Genomic DNA, 9313 nt, shown 5'->3' with positions numbered 1-9313 from the left:
CAACCTTATCGGGGAGTAGCATCGAAAGTTCATTTAATCCGTTATGCTGATGATTTTATCATCACAGCTAAAACACGAGAGATGCTGGAAGAACAGATATTGCCTAATATCGAGATATTTCTAAACGAGAGAGGGCTTCGACTCTCGCTTGAGAAAACAAAAATCACACCTATTCACGAGGGGGTTGATTTTCTTGGCAGTACTATTAGAAAATTTGGCAACAAACTCATAATAAAACCGGCCAAGAAAAATGTAGCAAAATTCCTTAGTAAAATTAGTGTGATTATAAAAGCTAATAAAGCGACATCGGCAGCCGATTTAATTGCTTACTTAAATCCTGTTATAAAAGGATGGGCTAATTATCATCAGCACACTTGCAGCTCAAAGGCTTTTTCAAAGGTAGACTCAGAAATATTTCGGATGCTTTGGAAATGGGCATTAAGGCGTCATAGAGGAAGAGGGAAACGATGGATAAAAGAAAAGTATTTCATCAAGCACGGGTCACGTATCTGGACTTTTTCAGGTGTAGGAGTTAAAGCTAATGGTACTGTTATTTGTCCCAAACTTACCTACGCATCCGATGTGAAAATTAAACGTCACGTTAAAGTGCGTGGGCAAGCCAATCCCTTTGACCCTCAATGGGAAGAATACTTTGAGAAGAGACTTTCAGTTAAAATGCAGAACTCCTTAAGAGGGCGAACGCAACTAAAAACGCTGTGGTCTTCTCAACAAGGAGTTTGTCCTATTTGTCGCCAGAAAATAACCCATGAAACAGGTTGGCATAATCACCATATTCAATGGAAAAGTCTCGGTGGTAAAGATGGAAACAGCAACCGAGTACTGCTTCATCCAGAGTGTCATCGCAAAGTACATCAACTTAATCTTACTGTAGTAAAGCCGTGTTTTAAAGGCATTAACAGAGCTTGAGCTGTGTGCGGGGAAACTCGCGTGCACAGTTCTTAGAGGGCTGCTCCTTAGTAATGGGGAGTGGCTACTCGACTATGCTTCCTGTGAACGTCTATTTCGGCCCGATTTACGTAATAAGCCCGTAATTGTTCTGTCAAGCAATGATGGTTGTGTTATTGCACGTTCAAATGAGGCGAAAGCCTTGGGCATCCCTATGGGTGTACCTTATTTTAAGGTGAAGGCTTTATGTAAACAGTCTGAAGTGCAAGTGTTTTCATCTAACTTTGGTTTATATGGTGATTTATCGCGTCGCGTGATGATGACCATAGAACAAGAATGGCCGCATATGGAGCCTTATTCCATTGATGAAGCTTTTCTGGATTTAAGCAGCATGCCTATGCATTTGTATGATGAGTTTTGTCTTGCCTTACAAAAAAAGATTTTAAAAAACACCGGTATCCCAACCTCTATTGGTATTGGGCAAACGAAGACTCTGGCAAAAATAGCCAATCATCTGTGTAAAAAAATATTAAAAACGCCGACGTTTAATATGAATAATCAACGGGAATGGTTAAAACAAATTCCTGTAGGTGAGGTTTGGGGTATTGGTCGGCGTTGGAGTAAAAAACTCTTAGAGCGTGGCATTTGCACGGCCTTTGATCTGTCAATAATGGATACTCACTTATTAAAAAAGCAATTTAATGTGATCCTGGCGCGTACGGCGATGGAGTTACAGGGAATTTCTGGTGGTAATTTAGCGCGGGAAGAGGTTAAACAAAGTATTCTTTCCTCCAAAAGCTTTGGTTCGTTACAAACAGAGTATGCCTCGGTAGCCGAAGCGCTCAGCAGCCATTGCGCGCGTGCTGTGGAAAAATTACGTGGCCAGCATTCCTTAGTGCAGCGTATGTCAATTTTTGTACATACAAATCGATTTCGCGAGGATTTGACCCAACATTGTCAATCCATTGACGTCAGTTTAAGCCAGCCTACTGATGATTTAAGAATTATTACGCATCTGGCTAAGAACGGGTTAGCACAAATTTTTAGGGAGGGATGTTATTATAAAAAAACGGGGGTATGCTTTGAGGCGCTTCTTCCTAAGGCATCGCGCCAATTGGACTTATTTTTGCAAGCCAGTGATGAAGTAGTACAGAAAACAGAAGATTTGATGTCGATTTTGGGTAAGATCAATCAGCGCTTTGGCCGCCATACACTTCACTTGGCTGCAGAAGGACGCACTAAGCCTTGGGATGCGCGCTTACAAATGCGCTCACCTTGTTATACTACCCAGTGGACTGAATTGGCTCGCGTACGCAATAGGACTTAGAATTGCTGGCAAGTACTCATTGCCAGCAAGCTGTATTTATTTTGCTGCCTTGTTGTTGGGTTCCCAAAACGCAATGTGCGCACCGGTAGGATCCATAATAATCGCAAATTGTCCCATATCACCGGCTGCAGTGACGCCTTTTACTTCGGCAGCACCATGCTTTTTCGCTTTTTCCAACGTTTCGTGAACATCATGTACTAAAATATAAGCCATCCAATGTGGGGGAATATGTTCTTTTTGTTCCGTAGGAATTTGCCATATGCCACCACATTCCATGTCGCTTGAGCGAATAAGGGTATAAGTCATATCATCAGATTGTATTTCTTTAAACTCCCAGCCTAATACCTTAGCATAAAAATCCTTTGCTTTACGTACATCATTGGTCGCTAATTCATTCCAACAAAATTGCCCTATAATAGGTTGTTTCATAATAAGCTCCTTTTGTTTAGAAACATTAGGGTCAACAGACCCTGATTTAGTCTTTACTTTCTGAATCTTGAGTACTTTCTAAATGAATTTTACGAAAGAACTGATGAATCACCGGGGAAAGTATGATGACAATAATCGCAATAAACGCTAAGCCGCTAAATAAAGCATAAAAACCGGAAAATAATTTCCCTGCCGTGGTGTTTAATGTACTGGCTGGCCCCATTCCAGAAAGAATCATCGATGCGTTCATGAAGGAGTCAACCCAGGACATGTGTTCCGTAATATGATAACCCTCTATACCAATAAACAGGGCTATGGCTGTGAGGATTAATCCCCACAGCGTATTACGCGCTACATGTTTGTAGAAATTAGCTGGCTTAAGATGGTGTTTTTTCCTAGGCTCAATCACGTTGACTCCCTGGCATTTGCATTGGTGATTCCTTTATACTGTAGCACTAAAATTTAGAATCGTGCTCTAAATGTTTTGATTATCTTGAGTAGCTTGATGTTGTTTCCCTGGCCACTAACTCGTTTAAATAAGGCCAACCATCGGCGGCATCGGCTATAGTGTATAGAGCATCTAATGTTTGTTGCAGCATGGTTGAGAGTGTACTTGTGGTGATTAAGCCTAAAATAGGATTTTCTTGCTGATGGAGGTCATCGGCTTTTTTGATAAGTTGTACTGTTTTTTGCAAAAAAGTATCTAATTCAGAGAAATGTGTTGCTTGAAACAGTTGTTGTAAGTTGTGTTGATATTCTTTTTTTAAGCAGCCTTCTTGAGTGCTTTTAGTTCCAAATAAACTATGGGTATTCGTTTTGTTGTAAGTTTTTGCATAATTAGTAAATTGTCTTTCTAGCTCCGGTTTTATTTTACTAAGCACCTTTAACACAAAAATCTGTTGTATAAGTTGCGTGAATACCTCGTCCACATTCGTTTTTTTGCTGCCAGAGGTTTCTATATAAACAACGCCTAATTGCTCTGCTTTGGCTTGTGCTTGTTCCGTGCTGACCACCCGTTTTAAATCGGTTTTACAGCCAACCAGAATAATTGGCGCATTTTTTTGATGTTGTCTAAATAATTCAACAAAGGTATCCACATTATGCAACGAGCTTGTTTTGGTTACATCAAAGCAGATAAGCGCGCCATGAGCTTCGTGCAAGTAGGTTTTAACTAAATGCCGTAGTTTGGGAACACCAGCGGCATCCCAAATACGTAAGTTTATTGTTTGATTAAAAAGCGCGATCGTTTTTAATTTTTGCTCAACCCCAAGCGTTGCATAGTAACAGTCCGGATCTCCTTCACCAATGTATTTTTGCAATAGGGTGGTTTTGCCAACGTAACTATCACCGAGAAGAATTATTTTACATGGAATGGGCTCTTGTGTTTGTCGCATGTAGGCTCTCCCTTTATCAGGTTATCGTGTAATTACTGCCGCTGTCATTCGTGAAACACAGGTTTGTTTGCCTTTTCATTAAAAATATTGATTTGCCACACTTGGGTTGTACGTCCAAGATGAATTGGCGAAGTGATTGCAGTAACAATGCCTTCTTTAATAGAACGTAAATGATTGGCATTAATTTCCAGACCTACACAATAAAAGCGTTCCAAATCAATAACGGCATTTGCTGCGGTACTCGCAACGGTTTCAGCCAATACGACATTGGCGCCGCCATGGAGAATGCCTATGGGTTGTATCGTACGCTCGGTTACTGGCATTGTAGCGGTTAAATAGTCATCACCCACTTCAGTAAATTGAATGCCCAGAAATTCCGACATGGTTTTGTCGCCACGTCGATTAAGTTCCTCTATAGAAAATTTCTTAAACCAGATTGCCATCGTTATCTCCTTTGTTCTAGAAATAAGATAAACTTTATTGCAATGAAAACCAACAAGAAAATTCTATGGGTAAGCAATCATGCATGCGCTGTTATATTTGGGGTAGGGTTCAAGGTGTCTGGTACCGTGCTGCTACAAAAGAACAGGCCGAAAAACTAGGAGTAACGGGGTGGGCGCGAAATTTACCTGATGGGCGTGTCGAGGTTTTTGCTTGCGGTGAGGATAAACAGCTTGAAATATTATTTTGCTGGCTAAAACAAGGGCCAGAACGAGCTCAAGTAGACGAGTGTACTCGTGAAAATTTATCCTGGTGCGAGTATCAAGGCTTTGATATTTTTTAATGGCATTGACGCATTCATGGCATCCATTTATAATTGCTCAAAAATAATCCATGATGGATTTGGTGATGGCAAAAACAATGGCTTTACTGGATGTTGATGACACACTTTACTTTGGTTATCATCCCCCTCCACTTGATGAAAAAAGGATCAACCTAGATCTTCTTTTGGCGTTAAAAGAACGCAAGATAACCGAGCTTTATCTGTTTACTGATATGGTGATGGAAGATCGTGTGATTGCGCATCGACAATTATTAATCGAATTTTTGCGATCTCAAGGGTTTACTGTTCATGGGGTGATTACCCCTAATGATTTATTATGGGGAAATTATTTAATCTATAAAGACAGTGCAATTCGCAATAAGAATTCTTCCGTATTCGTACGTAATTCCTTTAAAAAAAATCAACCCGGCATCGCCTTTGATGAAGCCGTACGTGAAATTGCGAATAAAAAATCACTTTCTACGGCAACCAGGAATAAAAGTATATGGATTACTCGTGTTCTCATTCCTTATTTTTATAAGAAAATGGATTACAAGCAAGCAAAAGGACTGATGTTGGAGCATTTTTTGTTTTTTCTACCAGATAAGGTGAAAAAAATTGTTCTCATTGATGATCGATGCTCGGTGCTGGATAGCGTTCGGCAGTTTATGCAAATGGCGCATTTGTATCAATTTGATATACCCGCCATTGATCTTATTCATGTTCTTAAGAAAAACCGTGGTAGTTATTATACGCATCCACTGGCCGCTCAGGCGACAGGAATCACTGCAGCTGATTTTTCTGTATCCATAATTTTGCACACGATTGAACGAGAAATACAACGTCTAAGCACAAGCATACTTTGTTTTAATATGGGCCATTTTGAAAAAATAGCTGCCCCATTAATTAATCTCAAGACGCTTATTCAATGCGAGTTGGATGAACACCAAGAAACAATGCCGACCTATAAACAATCACGAAGCCTGTTTCATTCGTTAAAACAAGTCAATACGTTTCACCCTAATTTTCTTGCTTATTTGGACGACTTCTATACCTATGGTGCCATCGTATTACCGCAAAATCCGCTTCTACAGCGTGCTGATGTGCAACTCACGCTGAAAGAAATTTCTCGTTTGCGGCATGATACGATGCAGTACTTTTTTTCAGGAAAAAAGGTGAAGGCGGATTTAATTGAGAACGCCTTGATGCACGCACTCAGACAAGGAGCTGAGGATGTGACTCAAGACGATGAAGTACAACGTGCGCTGCAACATCATCGGATTTTTGGTTTTTTTGGTTATAAAGATGCAGCAGCATTAGTCAACGTAGAGCAGGCACGTTCAGCTAAATTCAATTATTAATGTAAAATAATCCCTTCAATATCAATAAAATAAAAGTCCTGTCCTTCAAGTCCGTAGGCATGCTTATTGACTACAAACCACAGCGCTTTTTGAGTTTGATAGATATTTCTAATGGAAAAACCATTATCCCAACAGGAATCTTCTTTTTGTTTCACAAGCAGTTGATTACTCCCATTAAACCAATACTCTAAATCAATGGCATTAGGATTATCGCGACAATCTGCAGAGGGGATACTTTTAACGGTAAATTCTTTAATGCCTCTCTTGCCAATATCAACCCAGCCGGCGGCTACTTCCGGTTGGTTATTATCCGAAATAACCATATGGGCTTCAGAAATATGTTGATTACTTACATCAATGTTATAGTTTTTTAAAACAGCAGTATTTTTTTCCAAAAGATACTCTGTAAGTTCAGCAAGCTCCTTTTCCCCTCCATCCATTTTGTAAGCACCATCCTGAAATAATGGTTCCGCCCGCCCTGCTTTTTTAATTACCAAGGTAGTGAAGGGAGCATGGCCTGAGGGGCCAAAATGAGAGAGCATAAATGCGGCTACATTGCCCTCCTTAGTTTCACCAATCACGGCATAGCGGGCAATTGATGGTGGGAAGGCATAGGCGCTGCCAAACAGAGAAAGGCCAAATAGCAAAGAAAAAAATCGTTTAAAATAAACCACATTATACTCCATTAGTCCCTTGTAATTTATTGTATGTTTCATACTTTCGTGGTGAGTTATAAACGAAATAAGGAACATCTGCAACTCCAAATTAGCGAAATAGTTTATGTGTTTACAGTAAAAGAAAGCATACTCTATATGGATATGCATTTTCTTGCGTATAAAATTATTTGTGGGAGATCATCTACTCTTTATCTGATAGCGTTACAAAAATTGATGGTGCGTCTTAAGGAAGAACAATGACAGCAAATTTTATTAATATCTTTTTAGGATTTATCGAAGGATTTGGTCTAATTATTTCGCCATGTATTCTCCCTGTTTTGCCGATATTTCTGGCGGCCTCCTTAGCCGGATCAAAAAAACGTCCGCTGGGGATGATTGTTGGTTTTAGCTTGTTTTTTGCACTATTAATTTTTTTTTCACGGCAATTAGTCAATTACTTAGGATTTAACTTTGAGGTAATTCGCAGCGTTAGTTATGTTATTCTGGTTTTGTTAGGCTTGATTATGCTTTCAAATTATTTAACGGAAAAATTTAGCCAAATGACACAAGGGTTAACGTGGGTTGGCGCTGCTTTTTCTACTAAGAATAAGACGCAAGGCGGTTTTGGCAATGGCGTACTGTTAGGTGGCCTGATTGCCATTATCTGGACTCCTTGCGCAGGACCAATTCTTGCCGCAGTTATTGTGCAAACAGTGGTGCAACAGACAACGGCACTGAGCTTTTTTATACTGCTCGCTTTTGCTTTAGGAGCGGTGATTCCCCTGTTTATTATTTCTTTATATGGGAAAAAAATCATGAGTACCTTTACGTTCTTTACAACACGTGCCGAGCTATTTCGCAAATGTTTGGGGGCGGTAATTATCATCAGCGTGGTCTACATGATCTATTTTGCAAATACAGTGGTTTCCCCATCGACAAGGCAAATGGGGATCAAAGCTTCAACTGCACTAATTGGTGGTCTATGGCATTCTTATCCTGAGCCAAAAATAGCCGGTATTACGGCGTGGATTAATTCGCCGCCTTTACGCTTGAGTGATTTAAAGGGCAAAGTTGTCTTAATTGACTTTTGGACTTATTCTTGTATCAATTGTTTGCGTAGCTTACCTTATGTTAAAGATTGGTATCAACATTATCATGATAAGGGCTTGGTGGTGATTGGTATTCACACGCCTGAATTTGATTTTGAAAAAGACCTGGGGAATGTAAGCGCAGCGGTGCAACGTGATGGAATCCTTTATCCAGTAGCGCTTGATAATCAGTTTGCAACCTGGCTTAACTTTAATAATCATTACTGGCCCGCACATTATTTAATTAATAAACAAGGTGAGGTGGTTTATGAACACTTCGGCGAAGGGGATTATGATGTCACGGAAAATAATATTCGCTTTTTGTTAGGTATTAATGAATTAGCTACATTAAGTACGGGGATAGGTGAGCCAGTTGCTTATTCACAAACGCCGGAAACGTATTTAGGCTATGAGCGTTCTGATGCTAATTTAAGTCCAAATGTTCTTAAAGATAAGGCATCTAAATATCATTTTCCCCCTTCTTTGCCGGTAAATGCATGGGGCTTGGACGGTTTTTGGCAAGTTAATGCGGATAGTATCATGGCAGTAGAGGCTAATGCTGCGCTTAAAATACATTTTAAGGCACGAAAGGCATTTATCGTGATGGGGAATAGCACGACAAAGCCGATTCAAGTTAAAGTACGCTTAAATAATGGCGAAGAAAAAAGTCTGTCAGTAGATAAATATTCAATTTACAGCGTGGTATCGCAGCAGCAATTTTCTAGTGGTTATTTGGAAATTATCGCGATGGCACCGGGAATTAAAGTTTATACGTTTACATTTGGCAATTAAATTAAGGAATGATGCAAATGCCCCATATGCAAATTAATGATATCTCCATGTATTACGAACTACATGGCCAAGGTGAACCTCTAGTCCTTATCGGTGGATTTACTGCCGATCATACGGTCTGGAGTGCTGTAGTAGGGTATTTGAAGGAAAAGTACCAGGTTATTTTGTTGGATAACCGCGGTGCCGGGCAAACCGATGTTCCTGATGGACCCTACAGCATTGAACAAATGGCCGATGATGTTGCCGCATTGTGTTCAGGGCTTGGCATTAATAGTGCTCATTTTATTGGTAATTCTATGGGTGGTTATATTGTGCAATTATTAGCTGTCCGTCATCGCAGCTTGGTTAAATCCCTGATCATCAGTAACTCAGTTGCTGTAATGCATACTACTTTTCGAGTTTATGTTGAGGCGCAACTGGAGATGCGTAAGGCCAAAGTGCCTGCTGAGATATTGCTTAAGGCCGGCTGTAGTTGGGTGTTCTCATATCAATTTATCTCACAACCAGGAATGCTTCCGTTATTAACGCAAATGGCTTTAATGAATCCTTATCCCTTTACCGACAAAGGGATGAAGGGCAATATGCAGCGCTGCAGCG

11 protein-coding genes are annotated in these 9313 nt (G+C 40.1%); 6 read left to right on the top strand and 5 right to left on the bottom strand.

The annotated features are described in order from the left end of the window. Both LDG_RS10210 and LDG_RS10205 read left to right on the top strand, forming a co-directional pair. Positions 1–927 (top strand): group II intron maturase-specific domain-containing protein (locus LDG_RS10210; RefSeq protein ID WP_083821420.1); only part of this gene is annotated, 927 nt, incomplete at its 5' end. 40 nt (positions 928–967) lie between these two features. After that, complete coding sequence (locus LDG_RS10205) at positions 968–2233, top strand: Y-family DNA polymerase (RefSeq protein ID WP_040535363.1); 1266 nt, start codon at positions 968–970, stop codon at positions 2231–2233. Between the two features lie 36 nt (positions 2234–2269). Here LDG_RS10205 and LDG_RS10200 read toward each other — a convergent pair whose 3' ends face one another. The 4 genes from LDG_RS10200 to LDG_RS10185 all read right to left on the bottom strand — a co-directional run bounded on the left by LDG_RS10200 (position 2270) and on the right by LDG_RS10185 (position 4499). Next, positions 2270–2662 (bottom strand): VOC family protein, encoded by a 393-nt coding sequence (locus LDG_RS10200; RefSeq protein WP_006871259.1) that lies wholly within the window; start codon positions 2660–2662, stop codon positions 2270–2272. A gap of 46 nt (positions 2663–2708) precedes the next feature. Further along, on the bottom strand, positions 2709–3071 hold the full coding sequence (locus LDG_RS10195) for a hypothetical protein (protein ID WP_006871258.1): 363 nt from the start codon (positions 3069–3071) through the stop codon (positions 2709–2711). Positions 3072–3150: 79 nt separating this feature from the next. Beyond that, the gene (locus LDG_RS10190; protein ID WP_006871257.1) at positions 3151–4056 is read right to left on the bottom strand and encodes a Rab family GTPase; all 906 of its coding nucleotides are present in this window, start codon (positions 4054–4056) and stop codon (positions 3151–3153) included. 44 nt (positions 4057–4100) lie between these two features. After that, a complete protein-coding gene (locus LDG_RS10185; protein ID WP_006871256.1) occupies positions 4101–4499 on the bottom strand; it encodes a hotdog fold thioesterase in 399 nt (132 codons plus the stop codon). A 65-nt stretch (positions 4500–4564) separates the two neighbouring features. Here LDG_RS10185 and LDG_RS10180 point away from each other — a divergent pair, with 65 nt between their 5' ends. Together LDG_RS10180 and LDG_RS10175 are read left to right on the top strand one after the other, a co-directional pair. Beyond that, positions 4565–4840, top strand: coding sequence for an acylphosphatase (locus tag LDG_RS10180; protein WP_006871255.1), 276 nt, complete (start codon positions 4565–4567; stop codon positions 4838–4840). A gap of 65 nt (positions 4841–4905) precedes the next feature. Further along, positions 4906–6180, top strand: a complete 1275-nt coding sequence (locus tag LDG_RS10175; RefSeq protein ID WP_040535360.1) for a hypothetical protein — start codon at positions 4906–4908, stop codon at positions 6178–6180. Here LDG_RS10175 and LDG_RS10170 read toward each other — a convergent pair. Beyond that, positions 6177–6854, bottom strand: a complete 678-nt coding sequence (locus tag LDG_RS10170; protein ID WP_006871252.1) for a hypothetical protein — start codon at positions 6852–6854, stop codon at positions 6177–6179. The genes LDG_RS10175 and LDG_RS10170 overlap by 4 nt on opposite strands. 239 nt (positions 6855–7093) lie before the next feature. Between LDG_RS10170 and LDG_RS10160 the strand changes: the two genes are divergently transcribed. Then, positions 7094–8716: a cytochrome c biogenesis protein DipZ gene (locus LDG_RS10160; RefSeq protein WP_006871250.1), complete on the top strand. Its 1623-nt coding sequence runs from the start codon at positions 7094–7096 to the stop codon at positions 8714–8716. A 17-nt stretch (positions 8717–8733) separates the two neighbouring features. Next, positions 8734–9313: alpha/beta fold hydrolase (locus tag LDG_RS10155; protein ID WP_050805546.1), on the top strand; the 580-nt coding region annotated here is incomplete at its 3' end.

It is taken from the genome of Legionella drancourtii LLAP12 (assembly GCF_000162755.2).
In the GTDB taxonomy this organism is placed as follows: Bacteria; Pseudomonadota; Gammaproteobacteria; order Legionellales; family Legionellaceae; genus Legionella; species Legionella drancourtii.
This window is presented reverse-complemented; position numbering and strand designations above follow the sequence as displayed.